The organism is Arthrobacter sp. Leaf69 (assembly GCF_001422645.1).
Classification (GTDB): Bacteria; Actinomycetota; Actinomycetes; order Actinomycetales; family Micrococcaceae; genus Arthrobacter.
The window spans coordinates 547,011-570,974 of sequence record NZ_LMLR01000010.1; the positions used below are offsets into that span (position 1 = coordinate 547,011).

Genomic DNA, 23,964 nt, shown 5'->3' on the forward strand with positions numbered 1-23,964 from the left:
GCCGATGACCTCCAGGCACCGCCCACCGCTTGAGTTCCGCGTTTACGTCCCCGCCGCAGGCGAGGCGTCCGACGTCGAACTCATGCCGGCGGGCGATGTCACCACCGGCGTGGTGCGGGTGGGCGGAACCATCCGCCGCCCGCACCAGCCGCAGTCTTTCGCTGTCGCCGCGTACCTCGACTGGCTGGAAGACGCCGGTTTCGATGGTTCCCCGCGGTTCCTGGGCCGGGACGGAGAGGGCCGGGACGTGCTGACGTTTCTGCCCGGACAGTGCTCCGGGCCGCTCCCGGAAGCCTGGGTCCGGTCCGAGGAGCTCCTGGTCTCGGTCGCGCAGCTGCTGCGCCGGCTGCACTCGGCCTCGGCCGGGTTTGCGCCGGGCGACTATCCGTTCCCGCCGCGCCCGATCCGGCAGGATCCGGCGGAGCTGGTCTGCCATCTCGATGTCACCCCGCAGAACGTGGTGGTCCGCGACGGCCGTGCCGCCGGCCTGGTGGACTTCGACCTCGCCGGCCCCACAACGGCTTTCAAGGACTCCTTCAACACCGCAATGCACTGGGTGCCGCTCCGGGACCCCGCCGACGCGTGGCCGGGATGGGAGGCGGCGGACCCGTTCCGGCGGCTCCGGATCTTCGCCGACGCGTACGGCTGGAACGACGAGGAACGGCGAAGCCTGCCCGCGTTTGGCATCGAGGCCACGCGGCTGAGCTACGAGCGGATGCAACACAACGCGCGGGAACTCGGCGGCGGCTGGGCGCGGATGTGGGACGAAGGCGTGGGCGAGACGATCCGCCGCCGCGGCACCTGGCTCGACGCCAACGCCGGCCGGCTGGTGGCGGCGCTTACGTCCGCCGGCGGAGGCTAAGCGCCGGACGACCCCAAGGTCGACCGTCCGACGGCCAGTCCCACCGCGATGAGCACGAATATCAGAACGGTCAACGCGATCCCTACATAACCCATCACCAGGCCGGCAATGGCCATGCCCTTGCCGGCCGGCTCGCGTTTGAGGGCCATGTGCCCGAGGATGACTGCTGCGAGCTGCGGCAGTAGGAAAAAGCCAAGGCCCACGAAGGTTGCGATGCCGCAACACAGGCTGGCGATACTCAGGCCCTTGGGTTCCGGCGGCAGACCGTAATAGGCCGGCTGGCCGTAGGCATTGAACGGGGTGCCCGGCTGGCCGTACTGCGGCTGTCCGCCATACGGCTGCTGGCCATACTGCGCCGGCGCACCGTAGGGCGGCTGGCCCGGCGCACCGTAGGCCGGCTGGGCGTACGGCTGCTGGGCGTACGGCGACGGCATGTTGTACGGTTCCGTGGGCTGGTTGTAGTCCGGCCCGGTCTGGCCGTATTGCTCGCCCGCGTAGCCCTGCGCTCCGGACGGTTGCTGCCCGTAGCCCGGCTGCTCGAACTCCGTCGTCGCGGGCGGCGTCGGCGCAGGAACGTCTGACTCCTGCGCCGGAATATACGACGGCGGCTGGTAGCCCTCAGGCGTCTCGTCTTTGTCCGGTTTCGGCTGGTCAGTCATGGTTTTCCCCTCGTGAAGTCTCAGGATTCAGCCTACCGCCGTCCCGGTTCCTTGAGCAGGACATTTCTGACGTCACAGGGGCCGTAATCCGTCGAAAACATGTTGCCTGCCACGACGGTCTGGCATGCTGGTGCCATGGCTAGCCGCGCGGGCACTGTTGCCCAACCCCAAGACCTTGTCGACCTCACTGCGCTTCTGGATGCGTACTACGATGTTTCACCGGATCTGGGCGACCCCGGCCAACGGGTGGCGTTCGGCACGTCCGGGCACCGGGGCTCCAGCCTGAAAGCCTCCTTTAACGAACCCCACATCCTGGCCATCACGCAGGCGATCGTGGAGTACCGGGCGGGCCAGGGGATCACCGGGCCCCTCTACCTCGCCAAAGACACGCATGCCCTCAGCGAGCCGGCCCAGAACTCCGCCCTGGAGGTTCTCGCAGCCAACGGCGTCAATGTGCTGATCGATGCCCGGCACGGCTACACCCCCACCCCGTCACTGAGCCACGCCATCCTGACGCACAACAACAACTCTCCCGCCGGGGCCCCGCAGGCGGACGGGATCGTTGTGACGCCGAGCCACAACCCGCCCGGCGACGGCGGCTTCAAGTACAACCCGCCGCACGGTGGGCCCGCCGACTCGGACGCCACCGGGTGGATCGCCAACCGGGCCAACGAACTGCTGGAGAACGGACTGCGCGGGGTCAAGCGCATCCCCATCGCCGAGGCACTCAGCGCCGGCACCACGGGCAAGTTCGACTTCCTCAGCAGCTACGTGGACGACCTACCCTCCGTCCTGGACCTCAATGCCATCCGCGAGGCCGGCGTCCGGATCGGCGCCGACCCGATGGGCGGTGCGTCCGTGGACTACTGGGGCGAGATCGGCGAACGCCACCACCTGAACCTCACGGTGGTCAACCCCACGGTCGATCCGCAGTGGGCGTTTATGACGCTCGACTGGGACGAGAAGATCCGGATGGACTGCTCCTCCCCGTCCGCGATGGCCTCGCTGATCAACCGGATGTCGGAGGGTGCCAGCTTCGACGTCGCTACGGGCAACGACGCCGACGCCGACCGTCACGGCATTGTGACGCCAGACGGCGGCCTGATGAACCCCAACCACTACCTCGCCGTCGCCATCGATTACCTGTACCGCCACCGGACCGGCTGGAACCCGCAGTCCGTGATCGGCAAGACCCTGGTTTCCTCCTCGATCATCGACCGCGTGGCCGAAAGCCTGGGCCGCAAGCTCGTTGAGGTGCCGGTTGGTTTCAAGTGGTTTGTCCCCGGGCTGCTCTCCGGCGAAGGCGCATTCGGCGGCGAGGAATCCGCCGGCGCCTCCTTCAACAAGATGGATGGCAGCGTGTGGACGACGGACAAGGACGGCATCCTGCTGGCCCTGCTGGCCTCGGAGATCACGGCGGTAACGGGCAAGTCGCCGTCGCAGCTGTACAAGGGCCTCACCGACCAGTTCGGTGACCCGGTCTATGCCCGGATCGACGCGGCGGCCACCCGCGAGCAGAAGGCTGCCCTTGGCAAGCTTTCCCCCTCGGACGTGACCGCCACCGAACTTGCAGGGGAAACCATCACGGCCAAGCTGACCGAAGCCCCGGGCAACGGGGCGGCAATCGGCGGGCTCAAGGTGGTCACGGAGAATGCCTGGTTCGCGGCGCGCCCCTCCGGCACCGAGGACGTGTACAAGATCTACGCCGAGTCCTTCAAGGGCGCCGAGCACCTCAAGCAGGTGCAGGCCGAGGCGAAAGCGCTGGTGGACGGGGTCATCTCCTAGCGGCGGTCCGGTGATGCGGGCGCCCGCGGTCGGCGGGCCGCCCGCTCAGGCTGTTTCTTCCTCGAAGCTGCCGGCGAGTACTGAGCGGTCACGGCCGAGGGTCTTCGCGCGGTAAAGGGCGGCGTCGGCGGAGGCGATCATCGCGTCAAGATCGACGCGGCCGGGAGCGGTCGACGCGATCCCGTAGCTGGACGTAGGCAGGCGCGGGATGAGCGGCGACGCCGACGCCTGCAGCCGGGCGCTGATGTCCGAGGCGATCTGGCCGGCCCGTTCCTGCGTCACTCCGGGCAGGAGGATGATGAATTCCTCTCCGCCGTAGCGGCCCACGAGGTCGGTGGAACGGACGGTGGACGTGCAGGCCTCCGCGAACGCCTGCAGGGCGGCGTCGCCGGCTGAATGGCCGTACTCGTCGTTGATGGATTTAAAGTGATCCAGGTCCGCCAGGATCAGCGACGCCGTGGTCCTTGTCCTGGTGAGGCGGCGCAGTTCGTCCTCGGCGAGGTCCAGGAATGCTGCGCGATTCAAGAGCCCGGTCAGCCCGTCCACGGTGGCTCGGGCGCGGAGGTCCTGGGTCTGCTGCTCGTAGCTCAGCTCGGCCATGGTGAAGGACGCCACCACCATGATCACCGCCGAACAGACCGTTGCCGGGACGGAGCCAAAGACCGTCAGAAAGACGTCGCCCTCCGGCCCCTCGATCACAAAGGCGACCAGGCGGCCAAGATAGAACGCCGCGAGAATGCCGGAACCCCACGCCAATGTGCGGTGCACACGCGAGAAGTGCCGGTCCAGCAGGAACAGTTCACGGCAGGCAAGGCCGATCAGCAGGCCCATGAATCCCAGATAGGCCGGACCGCCGGACCACACGTTGGTGGCGGGCTGGTCCAGCGCCGACACAACGGCCGTGATGGCGGGCCCTGCTGCCAGGTACCAGAACTTGGGGACCGTCGTCCGGAGGGAACGGGCCCCCGCCCAGATGCTGGACGCGCCCGCCACGAGAAACACGTTCCCCAGCGGGTTGGCCCAGACCTGGTGCGGCGTTCCGTCCATGAGGTACGCCGCATTGCCGGCCAGGAAAAGCAGGAGCGCCAGGCACCATGAGCCGCTGTACGTCGAACGTGTCCGGCGGAACGTGATGAAGTAAAAGAGCAGCAGCAAAGTCAGGTCAACTGCTGCCAATGCGACACGCAAGGTTGAGGTGTCAAGCGTCATGTAGTGGCCCCCCGGTCCGCACGCAATACCCCGATATTGCGTCGACTATGCGCCGCATTTGACCCTAGTATTGCACCCCGGCCGGATAAAGTGTGATCACCGTCTCGGATGTGACTTGACACGCCCTGCGGCTCGGCCGGCACGTCGGCCCCGAACCCCCAAGGCGGGGCCAACGGCCCTGTGGCAAGGGACCCGAAGCGGACTAAACTGGAAGCGGCCCCGGATGCGGCCTTGCGCTCAACCGCAGAATTGCGTCCCGAGTGCCTCCGGCCTGTCCCCCATGGTGCCGGAGGCACCTCCGCGTTAGTACAGCGCCGGAGGCACCTCCGCGTCAGTGACGGGTCGTGTCAGACGGTGCGGACAACATCCTCGTAAGCGAACTTCGGCTTGGCCGCGCCCCAGGCGTCGGCCGCGGGCTGCCCGATGTTGACCACCAGGAAGCTCTGCTGGCCGCCGTCGGGGAAAAAGGCCTTATCGATCGCGGTGAAGTCCGCGCCCGTCATCGGTCCGGCAGACAGCCCCAGGGACCGGACGGCGAGGATGAAGTACCCGGCCTGCAGGTGGGCGTTGTTGTTGCCGGTGGCCGCGGCAAGGTCCGGGTCGGCGTCGTACATGGCTTTCGGGGCGTTGTATCCGGGAAGGAAGTTGTCCCACTGTTCCTGCCAGGACGTGTCGTAGCTGAGGATGGCGACGAGCGGTGCCGCGGCGGTCTTGGCGCGGTTGCCGTTGGCAAGGGTGCCGACCAGGGTGGCGCGGGCTTCGGCGGACCGGACATAGGTCACGCGCAGCGGCTGCGAGTTGAACGCGGTGGGCCCGAACTTGGTGAGCTCGTAGATGGCCCGGGCCTGCTCATCGGTGACATCGCCGGTGAAGGTGTTGGGGGTGCGGGCCTCGGCAAAGATGGCGTCCACTGCGGCGGCGTCGATTACTGCTTCGTCATGGGCGATGGTCATGAGCGTCCCTTTCGCTGGGGTGCCCGCCGGCGGCGGCCACTGGTCACTGTCCATAGTTGCAACTTCAACTTCTGCCTCCTGCTTCCCGAAATGCCCCGTGACGTCCGGCACAGCGGCGCCGGCGGCGAAGCATGCCGGAAACACCGTCGCGGTAATGTTGCTCCGGAAGATTCCTTCCCTTCCGCCAAATATTCTCTGAAAGGCCCCGGCAATGAGCATGCTCGGAACCAAATGGAAGCTGCACGGCAACGGCAAGTCCATCCGCCCCGGCGAAGTCGTGAAGCCGGATGAACGCCTTGCCTGGCCGCTGACTCTTGGCATCGGGATGCAGCACGTTGTCGCCATGTTCGGCGCCACCTTCCTGGTCCCGATCATCACGGGCATGCCGCCGGCCACCACACTGTTCTTCTCGGGCATCGGCACCCTCCTGTTCCTGGTCATCACCAAGGGCCAGGTTCCGAGCTACCTCGGGTCCAGCTTCGCGTTCATCGCACCGATCATGGCCTCGCAGCAGCAGTACGGCGTCGCCGGAGCGCTCGGCGGTGTGGTGCTGGCCGGCGTCGGGCTGGCAATGATCGGCGCGATCGTGCAGAAGTTCGGTGCCGGGTGGATCAACCGCCTGATGCCGCCGATCGTCACGGGCGCCATCGTGGGCCTGATCGGCCTCAACCTCGCTCCGGCGGCGAAGGCCAACTTCGACGCCGCCCCGGTCACGGCCCTCATCACCCTCGCCACGATCATCGTGGTCAGCGTCTTCTTCCGCGGCATCCTGGGCCGGTTGAGCATCCTGGTCGGCGTGGTGGTCGGCTACCTCGTGGCGATGACCCGCGGCGAGGTGGACTTCTCCAAGATGGACTCCGCCGCCTGGGTGGGGCTGCCGTTCTTCCAGACGCCCGAATTCCACCTCGGCGTCGTCGGCCTGTTCGTTCCGGTGGTGCTGGTGCTCGTGGCGGAGAACATCGGCCACGTGAAGTCCGTGTCCGCAATGACCGGCCAGAACCTCGACGGCGTCTCCGGGCGGGCGCTGATGGCCGACGGCGCCGCCACCGTGCTTGCCGGCATGGGCGGCGGCTCCGGCACCACCACCTACGCGGAAAACATCGGCGTTATGGCCGCCACCAAGGTCTATTCGACGGCGGCCTACTGGGTGGCCGGCCTCTTCGCCATTGTGCTGAGCTTCTCGCCAAAGTTCGGCGAACTCATCGCCACCGTCCCGGCCGGCGTGCTGGGCGGCGCGGCGACGATGCTTTACGGCATGATCGGCGTCCTGGGCGTCAAGATCTGGGTGCAGGCCAAGGTGAACTTCTCCAACCCGATCAACCTGACCACGGCCGCCGTCGCACTGATCGTCGGCATTGCCGATTACACCTGGACCATCGGCGACCTGGTGTTCACCGGCATCGCGTTGGGCTCCGCGGCGGCGCTGGTGATCTACCACGGCATGACGGCGATCGCGAAGGTCCGCGGCACCGTCGCCGAGCCCGAAACCGAAGGCGCCGTGGCCGCTGCCACGGCCGCCGTGAAACGCGCGCCGAAGAAGCGCCGCTAACCGCTGCGCCGCAACCGCTGCGCCGCAACCAAAAGGCCGGCTCCCGGACACCCTAGGTGTTCGGGACCCGGCCTCAGCTGTTCGGGGCAGCGGCTTTAGCCGGCGTCGAAGGTTTCCTCATCGTCGTCGTCCTTGGGAGCCTGGTCGGATTTGCCTCCAGGCAGGTCCGTTCCCGATCCGTCCGGCAGCCCGGCGGCGTCCTGGCCCGGCTCGGAGGAGAAGGGCCGCCCGGCGTCGGGCTCCTCGGTGTTGGATGCGTCCATCTCCGCCTCCGCGGACGGCATGGCTGCCTCGGAGTTCTCCGAGGCGTCGGCGTCATAGCCGGGGGCTGTGCTGGCGTTTTCTGAACTCATTTGTTCCTCCGTTCCTCCGAAGCGACCCGCTCCGGGCTCTCCTGCACTGTCTTGGTCTTGGGCGCCGAACTGGCTCAGGTCCGGGGCGCCGGCCGGGTACGTTTCCCCGTCCGGGCTGTCCTGGCTGAGTCCTGCCGCGTCGAAGGCTTCCTCTTCCCGGGGCTGGGCGAACTTCCTGGTGTCTCCGCCGGGCAGCTCCTGCTCCGCCGTCGGCGTTCCGTAGCCGCCGGCTTCCTCGATGGGATCCTGCTGCTTTTCCTGGGTCATGCCGTTCCTCCCGTAGTGGAATGTTGAACTGCGTGGATTGTTACCGGAAATTCGTGAAGGCTCAGAGGCCTTTGCCGCCGGTGACGGGCAGTACCGCGCCGGAGATGTAGGAGCCGTGATCGGAGGCCAGGAGCACGTAGGCCGCCGCGAGTTCCGCCGGCTGCCCCGCACGCTGCAGCGGGGTGTCCTGGCCGAAGGACGGCAGCTTGTCCGGCCACTCGGTTGCCGGGATCAGGGGCGTCCAGATGGGGCCCGGGGCCACGGCGTTGACGCGTATTCCCTTCGGGCCGAGCTCCTGGGCCAGGGCCTTGGTGAAGGCAACCTGCGCGGCTTTGGTCATGGCGTAGTCGATGAGTTCGGGCGAGGGGTTGAACGCCTGGATCGAGGCCGTAGTGATGATCGACGCGCCGGCCGTCAGGTACGGTACCGCCGCCCGTGCGGTCCAGATCAGCGAGTAGAGGTTGGTCTGGAAGACGCGGTCGAACTCCTCGGTGGGGAGGGACTCGAAGCTGTCGCGGTTCTTCTGGTACGCGGCGTTGAGTACCACGACGTCCAGGCGGCCGAATTCGGCGAGCGCGTCATCCACGATCCGGGTGGCAAAGGCTTCACTGCGGCCGTCCCCGGCGATCAGCAGCGCCTTGCGGCCGGCTTTGCGGATCCACGCGGCAGTATCCTGCGCGTCCGCTTCCTCCTCCGGCAGATAGGAGATGGCGACGTCGGCGCCCTCCCGGGCGAAGGCGATGGCCACCGCTTTCCCGATCCCGGAATCTCCGCCCGTGATCAGCGCGGCCTTGCCGGCAAGGGCGCCGCTGCCCTGGTAGCTCTCCTCGCCGTGGTCCGGTTTGGGGTCCATGGGCGCGGTGAGGCCCGGCTGTTCCTGCACCTGCTCCGGGAAGGACCCGGAGTAGTAGCCGCCCCGGGGGTCGCGCGGCTGGTCCCGCTGTTTGCTTGAATCACTCATAGTCCACCTACCCAACGTGTCGGTTTTCCAGGGGCCGCTTCCGGGCCGCGGGCCATGGCCCGGACCCGCGGCGCGTCCCCGCGGAGTAAACAATTACACCCTACCCGGGATTCATCAGCAACCTTAGTATCGGCTTGAATTTCGTACCGCTCAAGCCTAGGTTGAAGTTGACTGCCGCCGCAGCCCGGCCATCATCCTCGTGGAGGCGCAAGTGTCAGACTTAGAGCCGGAGTCCGCTCCACAAGAGTCCGGACCAACTGAATCCGTGCAGGAACGGTCCGCGCAGGGCAGCAGGAACGAGTCCGCCGTCGAGAAACTGGACCGCAATTGGATGGAGCTGCTGCAGGAGCTTCGGGTGCTGCAGACCGGTGTGCAGATCCTGGCGGGGTTCCTGCTGACCCTGCCGTTCCAGTCGAGATTCGAGACGCTGGACGATTATCAGACCACCCTCTACCTCGCCAACGTGGCGCTGGCCGCACTGACCACGGCCCTGATTCTGCTGCCGGTGAGTGTGCACCGCCGCCTCTTCCGGCTGCACCTCAGGGCGGCCCTCGTGTCCAGCGCCGACAGGATCGCAAAGGTGTCGCTGGCCGGCATCGGGCTCCTCAGCGTCGGAACGTCGTCGCTGGTTTTCGACGTGACGGCGGGCCGGGCGGCGGGCCTGTGGGCCGGTGCGGTGCTCCTGACGGTGCTGCTGATCCTGCTGGTCTATGTGCCGAGCCGGTTGCGCCGGCAGGCTGAAAAGGAGAGCTGACGTGGCCAGAGCCGCAGGAGGGCACGGCAGGGCAGGGCAGCGGCGGACCGCGCGGGACTGGACGAAGGACCACGGCCTGCTGCTGGCGAACATTGCCCTGTTCCTGGTTTTCTTCGGCGGCATGGTTTTCAGCGGAGCCGCCGAATACAGCGAGGACCAACTGGCTCACGGCCAACCGGCCGTAACGCTGCTGGGCTATCTCGGCACCGGGGCGTTCCTCGAAGCGACGTTTGAGAACTGGGAGTCCGAGTTCCTGCAGATGGGCATGTACGTCATCCTGACGGTGTTTCTCTTCCAGAAGGGTTCCTCGGAGTCCAAGCCGGTGGGCCGGGAGGCCCCGCAGGATGAGGATCCCCGGGACGCGGACCTCAAGCCGGCCACCCCGTGGCCCGTCCGGCGCGGAGGCTGGATCCTCAAGCTCTATGAACATTCCCTGTCGATCATGTTCCTGCTGCTGTTCCTGGCGTCCCTTGCGCTCCATGCCGTGGGCGGGGCGAACGAGTACAGCTCCGAGCAGCGGAGCCACGGAGAAGCGCCCGTGACGGTCTTTGAATACCTGGCAACGAGCCGTTTCTGGTTTGAGTCCTTCCAGAACTGGCAAAGTGAGTTCCTGGCCGTCGCCGTCCTGGTCGGCGCCTCGGTGTACCTCCGCGAGCGTGGTTCCCCCGAATCCAAACCGGTCGCGGAGCCGCACTATGAGACGGGCGCCTGAGACACCTGCGCCTGCGCGCTAGGCCCCCTCAAGCACCTGACTGGTGGCCCAGGCGACGTACTTCGCGGCGTTCGCGACGGCGTCGTCCGGGCTCCCCGCCACGTCCAGCAGCTGCGCAGCGGCCACGACGCCGTGGGCGGCGAGCTCCTCCGGGGTGACCAGGATCCGTCCCGCGACCACAATCACCGGGATCCCGAGGCTCTGCGCGGCATCGGCGAGCGCGATCGGGGCCTTGCCGGTCAGCGACTGGGAATCCATTGACCCCTCCCCGGTGATCACCAGATCCGCCTGCGCCAGTTTGCCGGCCAGTCCGGTGAGTCCGGCCACCAGCTCGAACCCGCCTTCCAGCGCTGCGTCGCTGAACGCCAGGAACGACGCCGGGAAGCCGCCGGCCGCCCCGGCCCCGGGGACGTTGACGTCCCGGCCCGTGGACTCGCGCAGCACCGAGGCAAAGTTGCGGAGTCCGGCGTCGAGCAGTTCCACGGCGTCCTCGTCGGCGCCCTTCTGCGGGCCGAACACGTGGGCGGCACCGTCGCTGCCGTAGAGCGGATTCTGCACATCGACGGCGAGCCGGAACGTGACCGAACCCAGCCGCGGATCGAGGCCGCTGACATCGAGCCGTGCCACGTCCGCGAGCGACCCGCCGCCGAGCGGCACCACGTTGCCCGCCGAATCGAGCGGCTTGAGGCCGAGCGCGCGCAAGGCGCCGCTTCCGCCGTCGCTCATGGCCGAACCGCCCAGGCCCAGCACGACCTCCGTCGCGCCCGCGTCGAGGGCGGCGGCAATCAGCTGGCCGCAGCCGTAACTGTGCGCGCGCAGGGCGTTGGCGGGCGTGGGCTCCATGTGCGCCAGCCCTGAGGCCTGCGCGGTCTCGATCACTGCGGTGGCCCCGCCGAAGGCGTCCTTCCGGATCGCCCACGCCGCGCCCACAGGCGCCAAGATGGGGCCGACGACGGCATTCAGCCGCTCCTCGTACCCGGCGGCGACGGCCGCCTCCAAGGTTCCCTCGCCGCCGTCGGCCACCGGAAACTGGATGGCCTCGGCCTCGGGATAGACGCGCAGAGCGCCTTCGGCGATGGCGGCTGCTGCTTCGGCGGCGGTAAGGGAGCCCTTGAATTTGTCCGGGGCGATGAGAATACGCATGATCCCATCCTGCCAGTCCCGCAGGCGCGCCCGACGTCGGGACAACGGCGACAGGCCGTCGCGCCGGTAGTAACGTGGCAGCCACACAGAAACGACCCGAATTCAGGGGGCAACGGTGAACGTCAACGGCAAAACCCGACAGCACACGACCTGCCAGCCCGGCATGGCCGGGCTTCTGCTCGTCCGGCACGGCGAGAGCCAGGGCAACGTCGCCGCCACACTGGCGCACGAGTCCGGGGCGCACGTCATCAATGTTCCGGCGCGCGACGCCGACGTTGAGCTGTCCGGAACAGGGCGCGAGCAGGCGCTGGCCCTGGGCCGCCTGTTCGCCGGGTTCCCGGAGGACCGGCGGGCCGCCGTGTGGTCCTCCCCGTATCTCAGGGCGCGGCAGACGGCGGAACTGGCCGTGCACACCGGGGGCTGGACGACGCAGGTCACGCTGGACGAGAGACTGCGCGACCGCGAACTTGGCATCCTGGACATGCTCACCTCGGCCGGCGTAGAGGCCAGGCTGCCGCAGGAAGCGGAACGGCGGCGATGGCTGGGCAAGTTCTACTACCGCCCACCGGGCGGCGAATCGTGGGCAGATGTCGTACTCCGCCTGCGCTCCCTGATCGCCGACCTGGACCGCGCGTACCCCGGCCAGCAGGTGCTGCTGGTCTGCCACGACGCCATCATCTTGCTGATCCGCTACATCCTGGAAGGGCTGACGGAACGCCAACTGCTGGACCTCGCCGCCTCCACCGCCATCCTCAACGCCTCCGTGAGCCGATTCGTCCGGCCGGACGGCACCGGACCGTGGCGGCTGGAGAGCTTCAACATGGCTGACCACCTCTTGACCGAGGGAGTCCCCGTAACCGAACATGCCGGAGATGCCAATGTCCACCCACGCTAAGGCTGCCCCCGGGGGCGGCCAGGAGCCGGCCCGCCCTGAGCCCGTGACGCCGACCCTGCTGCGGGCCTGGCGGTTGCCCGGCGGGGGCTCCGGCAAGGACGACCGCGGATCGGTGCTGGTGATCGGCGGGGCGCGGATGACGCCGGGCGCCGCCCTGCTCTCCGGGGTGGCTGCGCTGCGCTCCGGCGCCGGACGGCTGACCCTGGCCGTGGCGGAATCCGTGGCTGTGCACCTCGCGGTCGCGCTGCCCGAGGCGGGCGTGCTCAGGCTGCCGGAAACCGCGTCGGGCACGGTCAAGGGCTCTTCGGCAGCCGCCGTCCTCGCGGCACCGGTCGAAGCCGCAGACGCGGTCCTGATCGGCCCGGGCCTGGACGACAAGGACGAGGCCACCGCCTTGCTCCGCGGGCTCCTCAAGGTGCCGGCGGGGAAGCAGCCGCCAGCCATCATCCTCGATGCCTTCGCCCTGGGCAGCCTGCCCGAACTGGCCGGGGAGCTGGGCCCTTGGGCGGGCCGGCTGATCCTGACCCCGAATGTCACCGAGGCGGGCATCCTGCTGGGGCACGACGCCGGGAACCTCGCCCGGGACGTGCCCGAGCTCGCGGAGAAGTACAGTGCGGTGGTGAGCTGCCAGGGTGTGATCGCGCGGCCGGTCGCGGCAGCCCGCCGAGCCGGCGCGGCTGAGGGCGGCGGGGCCCGGGCCTCGCTGTGGGAGATCACCACGGGACACAGCGGCCTGGGCACCTCGGGTTCCGGCGATGTGCTGTCCGGCACCATTGCCGGGCTGCGGGCGCGGGGAACCACAGACGCGCAGGCCGCCTGCTGGGGCACCCATCTGCATGCGGCCGCCGGCGACCGGCTCGCGAGCCGACTGGGCGCTCTCGGCTACCTCGCCCGCGAACTCACGGGGGAACTGCCGCCTCTGATGATGGAGCTCAGCTCCTGACCCGGCCCGACCGGCGTCAACTGGGGTCAACCCGGGTCAACCGGCCCAGCGGCCGCGTTCCAGCAGGACGTTCTTGAGCAGGTCCGCGCGGTCGGTGACGATCCCGTCCACCCCAAGGTCCAGCAGGCGTCGCATTTCCGCCTGATCGTTGACCGTCCAGACGTGCACCTGCAGCCCGTGCAGGTGGGCGCGCCGGACGAAGCCGGGCGTCACGACTGGTACGGCGCCGTAGCTGACCGGGACCTGCAGCGCCTGGACCCCCCGGAGCGCACGCCCTGCCGTGAGGCGCAGCAGGGACGCCGGGAGCACCGGGCCCAGCAGGACGAAGAGCGCGTTGGACACGATTCCGGCCGAACCCGCGGCGGGGCGGCTCAACTGCTTGAGCACGGCCCGCCGTCGACGGTCCGAGAAGCTGGCAATCAGCACCCGGTCGTGCAGGCCGTACCGTTCGATCGCCGCCGCCAGGGCGTCCACCGAGTTCCAGTCCTTGACGTCGAGGTTGAGCCGGACGTCCGGGAAGGCCGTGGCGAGTTCCTCGAACAGGGGGATGGGTTCCGTGCCGCCGATCCTTGCCCGGGCCACGGCCTCCGCCGGGAGTTCCGAGATCCGGCCGCGGCCGTCCGTGACGCGGTCCAGGGTTTCGTCGTGGAACAGCAGCAGGACGCCGTCGGCGGTGGTGTGGACGTCCGTCTCGAGATGCCGGAACCCCAGCTCGACGGCGGCGCGGAACGCCGCCATGGAATTCTCCAGGCCATCCCGGGAGAAGCCGCGGTGGGCCATGGCCAGGGGAAGATCAGGGCCGTCGCCACCGGCAGAACCGGAGGCAAAAAACGGGTGCGGGGTGCTCACACCTGAAGCCTATCCGAGCCCCGCGGGCCTCGCGGGCCTGCCGGCGCAGGTCAGTTGGCGGGCGGGAGGATCTCCACGCCGTCGCTGCAGTGCAGCAGCGTGCGGCCCCGGCCGCCGTCGAGGTCCACCCAGACGGCGGTGTGGTCCGCCGTTACGGCTTCCACCCGGCCACCGGTTTCGTAGCCCGGCGCCAGCCGCACGCTGACGCGGTCGCCCCGCTGCAGGCTTTTCCAGTGCGCGTCCGGCGCCGCCGGGCGCAGGGGCGTGTCGTCCATGTTCTTCGTGCGGTACCTGGCCATGATTTCCCACCGTCAGTCAGCTGATCCGTCGTGAGCTGTCAGCGTAGGACGCCAAGGTGAACGCCAGTTGACCGGGAGCTGGGAGTCCGGTGACTGCGGGTCAGGGCAACCGGACGCCCAGGGCAGCCAGCTTCGCCTCGAGGATCTGGGCGACGCCGTCGTCGTCAAAGTGCGGGGCCTGCTGCCCGGCGGCGAGGATGGCTTCCGGGTGGCCGCTGGCCATCGCGTAACCGTCGCCGGCCCAGCGCAGCATCTCGATGTCGTTGGGCATGTCCCCGAAGGCCACGACGTCGGCGGAGTCCACGCCAAGGGAGGCCGCATATTCGGCGAGTGTGACGGCCTTGTTCACACCGGGCAAGGACAGCTCCAGCAGGGCCATGTTCGGCGCCGAATGCGTCGCGGCGGCCAGGTGAGCGACGGCGGGGGTCACCTCAGCCAGGAACTCGTCGGCCGTCCCCTCCCGGACGATGGCCATGAACTTCACCACGGTGTCTACGGCCGTAAGGGTGCTGTGCAGCGGCGCGGGGGTCACCTCAGCCAGCAATGCGCTGCTGCCGGAGTTGAGGAACCCCGGTTCCAGGTGGAAGCCGGTCAGTGTCTCGGCGGCGAAGACGGCGGAGGGGCGCAGACGCTGGATGATGCGGCGCGCCTCGAAGACGGCGTCGAGCTGCAGACCCCGGGCCGACACAAGGCGGTCCGCCTCAAGGTCCCAGACGACGGCGCCGTTGGAGCAGATGACCGTTCCGGTGTGGCCCAGCCGGTCCTGCAGCGGGTGGAGCCAGCGCGGCGGGCGGCCGGTGACAAAGACCAGTTCGACGCCGGCCTCCCGGCACGCGTGAAAGGCCCGGACGGTCCGGTCACTGATTTTGCCGTCGTGGCCGAGGATCGTTCCGTCAATGTCACTTGCTACCAGCCGCATACCGCCAGTCTACGTTGGCGGTGCCTGCCTCGGCGCGGGGGCAGAGCCCTGGGGCTGCACGGAACCGTGTCCTGTGCGGCCGACGTCGCCGACGTCGAACTCGGCGCGGCTCAGCGCTCGTAGATACCGGTCAGGCTCACCTTGGCCAGGGTGTGCGGGGCGAGCTTTGCTTCGAGTTTCGCGGGGTGGGCTCCGGCGTCGAGCCCGGAGTGCGCTGTACCGAGGGCGTGGACCGTGATGATGTACCGGTGCGGGCCATGGCCCCTGGGCGGCGCCGCCCCGAGGTAGCCGGTGGCGCCGCCGTCGTTCTTCAGCTGGAAGGCGCCGGGCGGCAGGTGCCCGTGGCGAGATCCCGCCCCGGCCGGCAGGGAAGTGACGCCCGCGGGGAGGTCCAGCACGGCCCAGTGCCAGAAACCGCCGCGGCCGGGGGCGTCGGGGTCGAACACGGTGACGGCGTAGCTCAAGGTCCCGGCGGGGGCGCCGCTCCAGCTCAGTTGCGGGGACTCGTCCCTGGCGCCAGTGCCGGTTGAGGCGCCGCGCTGGGCCGGCGGGAGGGTCTGGCCGTCCTGGAATGACTCACTGCTGACGCGGAAGGACGGGGCATCGTGGTGTGTCATGGCTGCCTTTCAGTTGCTGGGGAGTTCTGCACTTTCAGCATCGTGACCCGTTTTCTTGGGTGCCTGCGCGCCGGCCTCCATCCGGTTCAGTTCCGCGCGGGTGGGCGGGTTGGCGCCGGCCCGGGACACGGTGACGGCGGCGGCCCGGGCGGCGTGGGCCAGGAGATCCCGGAGGCTTTCGGCGGAGAGCCCGCGCAGGTCCTTGCGGTTCTGCGCCCCGTCCAGGCCCAGGTCCACGATGGCGGACAGCAGCGCCGCCATGAAGGAGTCCCCGGCGCCCACCGTGTCGGCCACTTTCACGGACGGCGCCGGGAAGTCCGCTTCGCCGGCGGCGTTCACGCCCCAGGGCCCCTGGGCGCCGCGCGTGACCACCACCATGGCGGGGCCTTCCGAACCGCCGAGCGACAGCCAGCGCCGGGCCGAGTCCAGCGGATCCTCGCCCGGGTACAGCCATTCGAGGTCCTCGTCCGAGGCCTTGACCACGTCAGCCAGGGTGACGAACTTTTCCGCCTGCCGGCGAGCGTAGTCGACGTCGGCGATGATGCTGGGCCGGCAGTTGGGGTCAAAGCTGATGGTCGCCAAGGGATGGGCATGCTCGACGGCGGAGAGCACCTCGGCGGCGCCCGGGGCCAGCATCGTGGCAATCGAACCGGAATGCAGCAGCGTCGTTGCCTGCAACATAAACGGCAACCGGTCCGCGAGCCCGGGAAGCTCCCACGCGAGCTCGAACGTGTAGCTGGCGGCGCCGTCGTCGTCGATCAGGGCGGTGGCCACGGACGTGGGGAGCTCGTCCGGGCCTACCGGGAGGAGCACCGAGCTGGACTTCAGGTGGGCGGCCACCGATTCGCCGTAGGCGTCGCGTCCGTAGCGGCCGATGAACTGCACCGGATGGTCCAGCCGGGCCAGCCCCACGGCGACGTTGAGGGGGCTGCCGCCCACGTGGGCCTGGATACCGGAGGAACGCTGGACCACATCAACCAGGCCCTCGCCTATAACTGTGAGCATGCTCATACTCTGCCAGAGAACGCGGGCCGGTGCCCCAGTGTTTCGGCGGGCCTAGCCGCCACCGAAGGCGACCCCCGACTTTTCCAGCTGGATCCCGGCGGCCTCCGCGTCGTCGAACCTCGCATCGATGAGGACCACATCCCTGCCGGCGCGCTGCAGCAGGCTCGCGGCGATGCCGGCCCGGTAGCCGGAGGTGCAGTGCACCCACAGCCTCCCGACGGGGAGATCGGCCAGGCGCGGCAGCAGTTCGTGCAGCGGGACATTGACGGGCCCCGCCACCCGCGAGGCGGCGTACTCCTCGGTCCGCCGCACGTCGACGACGGCGTCAGCGCCGCCGGAGCGGGTGGCCGGGACGCCGTCCCAGCCCACGCAGGGAAAGGACGCGACGGCGGCGCGGGGCGCCAGGAAGTGCGGGTCCGTGCCGAGGGCGGCGTCGGGCGAGTCGACGCCGATGCGGGCGAGGTCACGGATGGCGTTCTCCACATCGGCGCGGGATCCGACGAGGGTCAGTTGCTCGCCCCACGGCATCACCCAGCCGAGATAGGTGCTGAAGCTGTTCCCGTAGCCAAAGCTCACGCTTCCCTTGAGGTGGCTGCTGGCGAAGGCCACGCGGCGGCGCAGGTCCACCACCCACTCACCGGCCTCCAGCCGGCGCATGAGCTCCCCGGCGTCGAGGGCTTCCGGCACGGTCAGGTCAGCGGGGCCGGGGCCGGCGGTGTTGGCGACCCCCATGTGGGCGTAATAGGAGGGGTAGGCCGTGAGGTTGGCGATGAGTTCCTGGACGAAGTGGTCCTCGTCGGGGTCCGTCAGGGCGTGGTTGCTGGTGAGCTGTGCGCCGATGGTGGACGATCCCGCGCCGCTGGCCGGGCCGGAGGAGCAGAAGGACCCGAAACCGTGGGTCGGGAACAGGCCGGCGCCGGGAGCGGCCTCCCCGGCGAGGCGGCGCACCGAAGCGTACTGGTCATGGGTCAGGCCGAGCGTGTCCTCGGTGCCGACCAGGTCCGTGCGCCCCACCGAGCCGTAGAGGAGGCTTCCGCCGGAGAAAACGGCCTGCTGCTCGCCGTCGTTCACGATAAAGGACAGGTGGGTGTGGGTGTGGCCAGGTGTCGCGACGGCTTTGACCGACAACGCACCGACCCGGACGGTCTGCCCGTCCGCGATCGGTTGCCGCTCGAAAGTAACCGGGTCCGCGGCGTTCACGAGGTAGCTCGCGCCGTGCGCCCTGGCCAGTTCGAGCCCGCCGGTGATGTAGTCGTTGTGGATGTGCGTCTCGGCGACATGGGTGATTCGCACGCCGGCGCCGCGCGCGGCCGCCTCGACGCGGTCTGTGTCGCGCTGCGGGTCGATGACCAGCGCCACGGAGCCGTCATGGACGAGGTAGCTGCGGTCCCCGAGTTGTGTGGTCTCGATGACGATGACGTCCATGATTCACTCCTGCGGTCCGGCGATCTGTGCCTCTCGCTTCCATGGTCAAACCCCTGAGGGTATGAGCGCAAGCCTCGTGCGGCGTGCGCCGGGCTGGCTGGGCCGGCAGCTGGGCCGGACTACTGGGCGGTGCCGCCCTGCTGGTACACATCAGGGATCCCGTCGTGGTCCGCGTCGACTTTCTCCTCCTCTTCGGCCTTCCGGTACTGCCGGTTCCGGGTCCGCAGCACCGTCATTGCCAGCAGGGCCGCCAGCACGGAGGCCGCGAGGATGCCCACCTTGGCGTGGTCGTCGTGGAGGCTGCCGTGGCCGAAGCTCAGCTCCGCCACGAGGAGCGAAACCGTAAAGCCGATGCCGGCCAGCAGGGACACCCCAAAGACGTCGATCCACTTGAAGCTCGTGTCCAGCCGGGCCTTGGTGACCTTGGTGAGCAGCCAGGTGGTGCCCATGATGCCGAGCGGCTTGCCGAGGACCAGGGCCATGATGATGCCGACAGCCACCGGGTCAGTCAGGGCCGAGCCGAGCCCTTCCCAGCCGCCCACGGCCACACCGGCAGAGAAAAACGCGAAGATCGGAACGGCGACGCCGGCCGATATCGGGCGGAACCGGTGCTCGAAGACCTCCGCGAGGCCCGGGCCGGCCTCCGGGCCGCCGCTGGCCTTCGACCGCAGGACCGGGACGGCGAAGCCGAGCAGCACACCGGCCACTGTCGCGTGGATCCCGGAGGCGTGGACGAGGGCCCAGGTGACGGCACCCAGCGGCAGCAGGATCAGCCACGCGGCTGACGCCTGGATTTTGAAGAAGCGCCGGTACCTATGCGCCAGATAGGTGTAGATGCCCAGGGGAATCAGGGCCAGCAGCAGCGGCATGGGCTGGAGGTCGCTGGTGTAGAAGACGGCGATGATGGTGATGGCGATCAGGTCATCCACGACGGCCAGGGTGAGCAGGAAGATCCGCAGGGCGCTGGGCAGATGCGAGCCGATGATGGCCAGCACAGCGACGGCGAAGGCGATGTCGGTGGCGGTGGGGATTGCCCAGCCGCGGAGGGTCTCCGGGCTGGCAAAGTTGACGATCGTGTAGATGATGGCCGGGATGGCGACGCCGCCCACGGCCGCCGCGACCGGCACGATCGACTTGTTGATCTGCCGCAGGTCCCCGGCGATGAACTCGCGCTTGAGTTCGAGGCCCACCAGGAAGAAGAAGATGGCGAGCAGCCCGTCGGCCGCCCACGCGCCCAGGCTCAGTTCCAGGTGCCAGGGTTCGTAACCGAATTTGAAGTCCCGCAGGGCGAAGTAGCTCTCGGACGCCGGCGAGTTGGCCCAGATGAGTGCGATCACGGCCGCCGCGACGAGCAGGGCGCCGCCGACCGTCTCCTTGCGGAGGATCTCGCCGATCCGGAGGGATTCGGCGTAGCTGCCACGGCCGAAGATCGTCAAACGCGGCCGGGTGGGAGGGGGTGTGGGGCTCATGCGGGAGTCCTAAAATTTGGGTCGACTGAACTATGCCGACCAGACTTCCCGGCGCACCTGTGTCCCAGTCTAGTGGGTCAGGGCATGGTGCTGAACCGTTCGGCCTTGGCTTTGCTGCCCTGGACGATGATCTGGTCGTCGTCGTACAGCACCGTTTGCGCCGTCGTGTGCCCCCAGGTGCCGCCGGGACGCTTGACGGCCACGATGGTGACCCCGAACTTGTCCCGGAGTCCGAGCACGCCCAGCGGCCGGTCCCGGACGGCGGAGGGCGGGCTGGTGCGGATCATCACGAAGTCGTCCTCGAATTCCACGTAGTCAAGGATTGAACCGAGGACCAGGTGCGCGACGCGCCTGCCCATGTCGTGTTCGGGCCGGATGACGTGCTCGACGCCGAGCTGGCCCAGGATCTCGGCGTGCGGTTCACTGATGGCCTTCGCCCAGATCTGGGGGCGCTGGAATTTCAGGATCCGTGATGTAGTCAGGATGCTGGCTTCGATGTCCGAGCCGATTCCGACGACGGCACGGTCGAATTCGTGGACCGAGAGCTGGCGCAGCGCCTCTTCCTTGGTGGAGTCGGCCCTGACCACGTGGGTGAGCCGCCCGTTGAAGGACTGGACGATTTCCTCGCTGGCGTCGATGCCGAGGACTTCGGTACCCTGGGCCTCCAGTTCCAGTGCCAGCGAGCCGCCGAAGCGGCCCAGGCCGATGACCACCACCGAGGACGCCTTGTCACTGGCGGCGGCGGAGTGGGACGAGAAGATATTCCTAGCCAATGAGGGGCCTTTCCTTGGGGTATTCATAGAGCAGGGGTCGTTCGCGCAGGGCCAGTGCCGCGCCCAGCGTGACCGGGCCCAGCCTCCCAACGAACATCAGCAGGATCAGTACGAGCTGTCCGGCCGGCGGCATGCCGGCCGTGATCCCGGTGGACAGCCCCACCGTGGCGAAGGCCGAAACGACCTCGAACAGGATCCGTTCCTGCCCGAAGTCGGTGATCAGCATCAGGAACATCGTGGACCCGGTGACCAGGGCGATCGCCAGCAGCACCACGGTAATGGCCTGGCGGTGCACAGCGCGGGAAAGCCGCTTGCCGAAGATGTTCACGGCCGTCCCGCCCTGCAGCTCGGTGCTGAGAATGAAGAACAGCACGGCGAACGTCGTGATTTTCAGGCCGCCGGCCGTACCGGCCGGGCCGCCGCCGATGAACATCAGGATGTCCATGCCCAGCCACGACACCGGATCCATCTGGGCAATGTCGATGCTGTTGAAGCCGGCGGTGCGGGTAATGACGGACTGGAAAAAGCCGGCGAGCACGCGCTCGGCGGGATGGAGGCCGCCCAGTGTGGCCGGGTTGGCCCATTCAACGGCAGTGAGGAACACGGTCCCGCCGGCCAGGAGGACGGCCGAGCCGACGACGACGAGTTTGGTGTTCATGCTCCAGAGGATCGGACGCCGGTACTGCCGGCCCAGTTCGAAGAGGACCGGGAATCCGAGTCCGCCGATGATCACGGCGGCCGCGATCGGCAGGCAGATCCAGGGATCTCCGACGAACCCCATGAGGTTGTCCGAGTACAAGGCAAAGCCGGCGTTGTTGAAGGACGAGATCGAATGGAACACCCCGTGCCAGAGCGCGTCGCCCAGCCCGTAGCCGTAACCGGCCCTGAAGCGGACCGCGAGAATCAACGCCAGCACTGTTTCCACGATCACACTGATGAGCAGAACACCGACCAGCACACGGCGGACGTCGCCGAAGCCGCTGCTTTTCGTCTCGGCGGCGGCAGATATCCGGGATTTCAGGCCCAGCCGACGGGCGGTCAGGACCCCAAGCAGCGTGCCGAAGGACATCACACCGAAGCCGCCGACCTGGATGAGGACCAGGATGACCACTTGGCCGAAGCCGCTCCAGAAGACAGGAGTGTCCACGGTGATCAGGCCGGTGACGCAGACGGCGGACGTGGCGGTGAACAGCGCTTCCAGCAGGCTGGCTCCGCCGCCGCCGGCCTTGGCCACCGGGAGCAACAACAGTCCGGTCCCGACGGCGACGGCCGCGGCGAAGCCCAGCACGATCACCTGGGCGGGGTGGCGCGGCGCGAACGCCCGGACGAACCGGGTGGAGCCCGCAGCCAGGGCGCGCAGAACCGCGGGAACTTCGACTTGCATAGGCGCCACGCTATCACCGGCCGTGCGGCCGTGCGTCCGTGGTTGACGGAGGTCAGCCGAGCAGTAACTGCACCAGTTCGCGGCACTTCCGGTACGCGGCAGCCTTCGGGTCGATCAGGGCGAAGTGGTCGCCCGGGACCTTCAGGAGCTGGACCGGGGCGCCGGCGGATTTGGCTGCCGCCGCGTAGGAATCGGACTGGCTCACGGGGACGGTGTCGTCGTCCGTGCCGTGAACGGCATAGACGGGGATCTTCAGCGGCACTGCGCTCATCGGATCGGCATACTTATGCCGTTTGGGGTATTTTTCCGAGGAGCCGCCCAGCAGGTTGCTGACCGCGCCGTTACTGAGGTTCAGCCGTTCGGCTTCAGCGAGGTTGAGCAGACCGGACTGGCTGACGACGCCGGTCAGGTGCACCGCGCCGCCGTCGTCCTTGCGGATCAACTGCCGGTCTGCGTCAGGGGCGCCGAGCTGGGCAAGGCGGCCCCGCCCCGCAGCCCAGACCGCGAGGTGCCCGCCGGCGGAGTGCCCCAGCGCCACCACCCGGTCCAGGTCAAGGCCGTGCTCACCGGCGATCTCGCCGAGTTTGTCGATGCCGGCGAGCACGTCCGAGAAGGTGTGCGGCCAGCCTCCGCCGTTCCCGGCGCGGCGGTACTCCAGGTTCCAGGCCGCCATGCCGTGCGCCGCGAGGTCCTTGGCCAGGGGTTCGCCGAGTTCCGCGCCGTACTGGGAGCGCCAGTATCCGCCGTGGATGACCACCACCACACCCTTGGTGCCGGCTGCCTCCGGCAGGAAGAGTTCCCCCCACTGGCTGGAGTCATCGCCGTAGCTGTACCTTTGCCGCTTCACACTGTCCTCCTTGGGGCCCGGTGAACAGGCGGCGGAGACTGCCCCCAGAGTCACCGTCGCTGCGGCCGCGATGAGAGCCCGACGCCGCACATCAGCCATGTGCCGAGCCTACCTTGAGCGCCGCGCGGCAGGGTGCAAGGCGGCATCGGGCTCGGGTTGGCCGCGGGCCGTCACCGCGGGGGTGTCAGCCCGCCGCCGTCGTACCCCGGCCGTAAGCTGGACGCATGGCGAGTAACTGGGATCGACTGGACCCGAAACTGCGCGAGTCCGTGCAGGAAAACGTGGAACTCTACGAGCGGGTGCGTCCTGCCCTGAAGCTGGTCACCCGCGAGGTCCTGCTGACGCTGCGGAGCATGCTCAAGGGCACGGAGGTGACGCCGCTGTTCGTTACCGGGCGCACCAAGACGGTCGAGTCCTTCCGCGAGAAGATCTCCCGCACTGAGGAGCCGCTGGAACCGGGCGGTCCGCCGGTGCTGAAGTTCCCGGATCCGTTCCGGACCCTGAATGACATGGTGGGCGTCCGCGTGATCACGAAGCTGCCGGCGGAAAACGCGGTGGTGGCCAACATCATCAAGCGCCAGCGCCAGCTCTTCGACTGCCGCGGCGACCGCGAGAAGGATATCGGCTCCATCGAGTCGGGGACCTACGGCTATTCCAGCCGCCACCTGATCCTGCGGACCATCCAGAACGAGGCGGTTAAGGAGTACCAGCAGGCCTTCAACCCGGAGGTCCCGGCGAACGGCAGCTACTTTTTCGAATGCCAGATCCGCACTGTGTTCGCGCACGCCTGGAGCGAGATCGAGCACGATATCCGCTTTAAGGCCGAGGACCCGCGGGCGTGGACCCCGCACTTCGACCGCCAGTTCACCGCCACCGCGGCCATGCTGGAAACCGTGGAGGGTGCCTTCGCTGACCTGCACGAACGTTACGAAGAGGTCCGCAGTTACTGGGACATGGACGGCGAAGGGGCAGCCCAGCTCACGCCGAACCGGATCCGCGACGTCTGGCGCACTCTCCTGCCGCACGTGGACCGGAAGGTCGACGACGACTGGGGCTGGGCCGCCGAGCTGATGGCCGCCCACGGCCTCAACCAGACCATGCAGCTGGCCGGGTTGCTGAGCGCCAACCGGATCACCGAGGTCCGCAGGGCCCTGGACCACCGCTACTCCCCCGGCCCGGACCGGCTCCTCGATGACCTGCTGCTCTGGCAGTACGGCACCAAACACATCGACCTCACCGCCGAACCGGCCGACGCCGTCCCGCACCCCCGGCGCGACAGCCTCCTGCGCCGTCTTAAGCAGATCGAGCGGTACCGCCTGACGCAGGGGTAGG

The 23,964-nt window shown here is 68.6% G+C and carries 24 protein-coding genes; 8 read left to right on the forward strand and 16 right to left on the reverse strand.

Features of this window, described 5'->3' with window-relative positions:
- Positions 1–4: 4 nt before the first annotated feature.
- Positions 5–862: a phosphotransferase gene (locus ASE96_RS07820; protein WP_056428336.1), complete on the forward strand. Its 858-nt coding sequence runs from the start codon at positions 5–7 to the stop codon at positions 860–862.
- Here ASE96_RS07820 and ASE96_RS07825 read toward each other — a convergent pair.
- The gene (locus tag ASE96_RS07825; protein WP_056428339.1) at positions 859–1,521 is read right to left on the reverse strand and encodes a DUF4190 domain-containing protein; all 663 of its coding nucleotides are present in this window, start codon (positions 1,519–1,521) and stop codon (positions 859–861) included. The genes ASE96_RS07820 and ASE96_RS07825 overlap by 4 nt on opposite strands.
- 135 nt (positions 1,522–1,656) lie before the next feature.
- Here ASE96_RS07825 and pgm point away from each other — a divergent pair, with 135 nt between their 5' ends.
- Positions 1,657–3,306, forward strand: coding sequence for a phosphoglucomutase (alpha-D-glucose-1,6-bisphosphate-dependent) (gene pgm / locus ASE96_RS07830; protein ID WP_056428341.1), 1,650 nt, complete (start codon positions 1,657–1,659; stop codon positions 3,304–3,306).
- 45 nt (positions 3,307–3,351) lie between these two features.
- Here the strand turns inward: pgm and ASE96_RS07835 are convergent, their stop codons facing one another.
- A complete protein-coding gene (locus tag ASE96_RS07835) occupies positions 3,352–4,515 on the reverse strand; it encodes a GGDEF domain-containing protein (protein ID WP_056428344.1) in 1,164 nt (387 codons plus the stop codon).
- Between the two features lie 347 nt (positions 4,516–4,862).
- Positions 4,863–5,468, reverse strand: a complete 606-nt coding sequence (locus ASE96_RS07840) for a malonic semialdehyde reductase (RefSeq protein WP_056429268.1) — start codon at positions 5,466–5,468, stop codon at positions 4,863–4,865.
- Positions 5,469–5,679: 211 nt separating this feature from the next.
- Here ASE96_RS07840 and ASE96_RS07845 point away from each other — a divergent pair, with 211 nt between their 5' ends.
- Entirely contained in the window at positions 5,680–7,017 is a 1,338-nt protein-coding gene (locus tag ASE96_RS07845; protein ID WP_056428346.1) for a uracil-xanthine permease family protein, read from the forward strand.
- 95 nt (positions 7,018–7,112) lie between these two features.
- Here ASE96_RS07845 and ASE96_RS07850 read toward each other — a convergent pair whose 3' ends face one another.
- Both ASE96_RS07850 and ASE96_RS07855 read right to left on the reverse strand, forming a co-directional pair.
- The gene (locus ASE96_RS07850; RefSeq protein ID WP_056428348.1) at positions 7,113–7,637 is read right to left on the reverse strand and encodes a hypothetical protein; all 525 of its coding nucleotides are present in this window, start codon (positions 7,635–7,637) and stop codon (positions 7,113–7,115) included.
- Positions 7,638–7,698: 61 nt separating this feature from the next.
- The gene (locus tag ASE96_RS07855; RefSeq protein ID WP_056428351.1) at positions 7,699–8,598 is read right to left on the reverse strand and encodes an SDR family oxidoreductase; all 900 of its coding nucleotides are present in this window, start codon (positions 8,596–8,598) and stop codon (positions 7,699–7,701) included.
- Positions 8,599–8,863: 265 nt separating this feature from the next.
- Between ASE96_RS07855 and ASE96_RS07860 the strand changes: the two genes are divergently transcribed.
- The gene (locus ASE96_RS07860) at positions 8,864–9,352 is read left to right on the forward strand and encodes a DUF6328 family protein (protein WP_056428354.1); all 489 of its coding nucleotides are present in this window, start codon (positions 8,864–8,866) and stop codon (positions 9,350–9,352) included.
- 1 nt (position 9,353) lies between these two features.
- On the forward strand, positions 9,354–10,064 hold the full coding sequence (locus ASE96_RS07865; protein ID WP_056428358.1) for a DUF6766 family protein: 711 nt from the start codon (positions 9,354–9,356) through the stop codon (positions 10,062–10,064).
- Between the two features lie 18 nt (positions 10,065–10,082).
- On the opposite strand, the gene ASE96_RS07870 is transcribed toward ASE96_RS07865, so the two are convergent.
- Positions 10,083–11,207, reverse strand: a complete 1,125-nt coding sequence (locus ASE96_RS07870; protein WP_056428361.1) for a glycerate kinase — start codon at positions 11,205–11,207, stop codon at positions 10,083–10,085.
- 163 nt (positions 11,208–11,370) lie between these two features.
- On the opposite strand from ASE96_RS07870, the gene ASE96_RS07875 reads away from it, so the two are divergent.
- Positions 11,371–12,102 (forward strand): histidine phosphatase family protein, encoded by a 732-nt coding sequence (locus ASE96_RS07875; protein WP_056429270.1) that lies wholly within the window; start codon positions 11,371–11,373, stop codon positions 12,100–12,102.
- Complete coding sequence (locus ASE96_RS07880) at positions 12,086–13,045, forward strand: ADP-dependent NAD(P)H-hydrate dehydratase (RefSeq protein WP_200913011.1); 960 nt, start codon at positions 12,086–12,088, stop codon at positions 13,043–13,045. Before ASE96_RS07875 ends, ASE96_RS07880 begins: the two co-directional genes overlap by 17 nt.
- A gap of 36 nt (positions 13,046–13,081) precedes the next feature.
- On the opposite strand, the gene ASE96_RS07885 is transcribed toward ASE96_RS07880, so the two are convergent.
- The 10 genes from ASE96_RS07885 to ASE96_RS07930 form a co-directional block, all read right to left on the reverse strand.
- A complete protein-coding gene (locus ASE96_RS07885) occupies positions 13,082–13,894 on the reverse strand; it encodes a glycerophosphodiester phosphodiesterase (RefSeq protein WP_056428363.1) in 813 nt (270 codons plus the stop codon).
- 50 nt (positions 13,895–13,944) lie between these two features.
- Positions 13,945–14,193 (reverse strand): hypothetical protein, encoded by a 249-nt coding sequence (locus ASE96_RS07890; protein ID WP_056428366.1) that lies wholly within the window; start codon positions 14,191–14,193, stop codon positions 13,945–13,947.
- 100 nt (positions 14,194–14,293) lie between these two features.
- Positions 14,294–15,112 carry an HAD family hydrolase gene (locus ASE96_RS07895; RefSeq protein WP_056428368.1) on the reverse strand — a complete coding sequence of 273 codons (819 nt, stop codon included), beginning with the start codon at positions 15,110–15,112 and terminating at the stop codon, positions 14,294–14,296.
- A 110-nt stretch (positions 15,113–15,222) separates the two neighbouring features.
- Positions 15,223–15,729: a YbhB/YbcL family Raf kinase inhibitor-like protein gene (locus tag ASE96_RS07900; RefSeq protein WP_056428373.1), complete on the reverse strand. Its 507-nt coding sequence runs from the start codon at positions 15,727–15,729 to the stop codon at positions 15,223–15,225.
- Positions 15,730–15,738: 9 nt separating this feature from the next.
- Positions 15,739–16,734, reverse strand: coding sequence for a carbohydrate kinase family protein (locus ASE96_RS07905; RefSeq protein ID WP_082492662.1), 996 nt, complete (start codon positions 16,732–16,734; stop codon positions 15,739–15,741).
- A 51-nt stretch (positions 16,735–16,785) separates the two neighbouring features.
- Positions 16,786–18,159 carry an MBL fold metallo-hydrolase gene (locus tag ASE96_RS07910; protein ID WP_056428377.1) on the reverse strand — a complete coding sequence of 458 codons (1,374 nt, stop codon included), beginning with the start codon at positions 18,157–18,159 and terminating at the stop codon, positions 16,786–16,788.
- A gap of 119 nt (positions 18,160–18,278) precedes the next feature.
- Positions 18,279–19,628: a Na+/H+ antiporter NhaA gene (nhaA, locus tag ASE96_RS07915; RefSeq protein ID WP_056428380.1), complete on the reverse strand. Its 1,350-nt coding sequence runs from the start codon at positions 19,626–19,628 to the stop codon at positions 18,279–18,281.
- A gap of 77 nt (positions 19,629–19,705) precedes the next feature.
- Entirely contained in the window at positions 19,706–20,401 is a 696-nt protein-coding gene (locus ASE96_RS07920) for a potassium channel family protein (protein ID WP_235500165.1), read from the reverse strand.
- Positions 20,394–21,785, reverse strand: coding sequence for a TrkH family potassium uptake protein (locus tag ASE96_RS07925; protein ID WP_082492633.1), 1,392 nt, complete (start codon positions 21,783–21,785; stop codon positions 20,394–20,396). Before ASE96_RS07925 ends, ASE96_RS07920 begins: the two co-directional genes overlap by 8 nt.
- Before the next feature lie 52 nt (positions 21,786–21,837).
- Positions 21,838–22,632 (reverse strand): alpha/beta hydrolase, encoded by a 795-nt coding sequence (locus ASE96_RS07930; protein WP_056428384.1) that lies wholly within the window; start codon positions 22,630–22,632, stop codon positions 21,838–21,840.
- Positions 22,633–22,856: 224 nt separating this feature from the next.
- Between ASE96_RS07930 and ASE96_RS07935 the strand changes: the two genes are divergently transcribed.
- Entirely contained in the window at positions 22,857–23,963 is a 1,107-nt protein-coding gene (locus ASE96_RS07935; RefSeq protein ID WP_056428387.1) for a GTP pyrophosphokinase, read from the forward strand.
- Position 23,964 lies beyond the last annotated feature (1 nt).